The organism is Nonomuraea sp. NPDC050022, from assembly GCF_044460705.1.
In the GTDB taxonomy this organism is placed as follows: domain Bacteria; phylum Actinomycetota; class Actinomycetes; order Streptosporangiales; family Streptosporangiaceae; genus Nonomuraea.
This window is the reverse complement of sequence record NZ_JBITKE010000035.1, coordinates 1-1609: the sequence shown is the minus strand read 5'-3', so window position 1 is coordinate 1609 and position 1609 is coordinate 1. Positions and strand designations below refer to the sequence as shown.

The following is a 1609-nucleotide window of genomic DNA, read 5'->3' as shown; positions in this document are numbered from 1 at the left end:
CCACCTGCTGTCCTGGGGAGGCCGACATCTCTGACACCACCGGCTTGGAGGTGTCCACCCGTCCGGCCTGCCACTCCGACCACGGGCCCGACACCAGCGCGCCCGGAGTCGCGGTGGACTGCACCACCGCGCGAACCCGCCACCGGATCTGCCAGCCGTTCTGCAACCCTGTCACCTCGGGCGACTCATGCGAAGCCGAACACGTCTGGTTCGTGAAACAGGTATCCCCGAACGTCGTGCTCTGCCCTGTCCAGATCAGCCCCGTACCTTGGCCGGTCGCCGCCGGGTCGTGCTCGACCTCCGCCTCCAGCACACCGGGCCGCCGGTCAGCATCGGAGATCGCGGCGGTGAAGGACGGACTGGTGCTCGGTAATATCCACTTGCCCGACACCAACTGGCCGACAGATGCGGACACCGTGCTCACGACAGGGCCGGGCGGGATCGTCTTGAACACCGTCGTGTCCACACGCGCCGACACCCACTCCGACCACGGCCCCGACACGCCGGACGTGGTGGTGGCGCGAGCCCGCCAGCGGATCTGCCAGCCATCGGTCAGCTTCCCGGACGGCAGGACCGCCCAGGCGATCGTCCCCGTCGCGTACGCCTTGTCCGAGGAACCCGACCAGATCAGCCCCGTACCCTGCCCCGCGGCAGCCGGGTCGTGCTCCACTTCCACGTTGAGCTTGCTCGACCGGTTCTCCGGATCGGTGACCTTCGCGAACAGCCACGGCGTCAACGTCCCCGCCGTCCACGACGCGGAACCGGGAAGCGCGGGATCCATGCCCAGCGACTCGACCGACGGCTTGTTGAGGTCGATGCGTGCTTGGGTCCAATCCGACCACGGGCTGATGGCGCCGGTGGTGGTCTCAGCACGCGCCCGCCAGCGGATCCTCATTCCATCGGACAGCTTCCCGCCCGGCACCTGCACCAGCGCGTTGTCGCCGGAGTAGTACGGCTGAGCGCCCTTCCCGGTCCAGATCAGGCCGCTGCCTTGACCGGTCGCGGCCGGGTCGTGCTCGATCTCCACGGCGAGTAGAGAGTCTCTGGTCTCCGGGTCGGTCACCTTCGCGTAGAGCCATGGCGAGGTCGCCGCCGCTGTCCAGGTTCCGGCATCCCAGGTCGCCGGCGTCATCGACAGGCCCGCCACCGACGGTTTGCGGAGGTCGATGCCGGCAGCGGACCAGTCGGTCCATGGGCCGAGGGCGCCGGTGGTGGTTTCACCGCGTACCCGCCAGCGGACCTTCATCCCGTCCGTCAGCTTTCCTGCCGGGACCTGCACCCACGCGTTGCCTCCCGAGGCGTACGCCGTGGTTCCCTTGCCCTCCCAGATCAGCCCCGTACCCTGCGCGGGAACGGCTGGGTCGTGCTCGACCTGCGCCCACAAACGCGAAGCACGTGAATCAGGGTCGCTGACCTTGGCGTACATCCACGGCGTAACCGACGACGCCGTCCACGACGTCGCACCCTTGGTCGCCGGGGTCAGCCCCGCATCGGACGCCGCCGGCTTCGTCACATCCACCACGGCGTTCTGCCAGGGGGACCATGTGCCTTCCGCGCCGGCGGTGGTGATGCCGCGTACTCGCCAGCGGATCTTCATGCCGTCTGTCAG

General features: G+C 68.9%; 1 protein-coding gene. It reads right to left on the bottom strand.

The annotated features are described in order from the left end of the window. The coding region (locus ACIBO2_RS58820) for a hypothetical protein (RefSeq protein WP_397305361.1) at nucleotides 1-1609 on the bottom strand (1609 nt) is incomplete at both ends.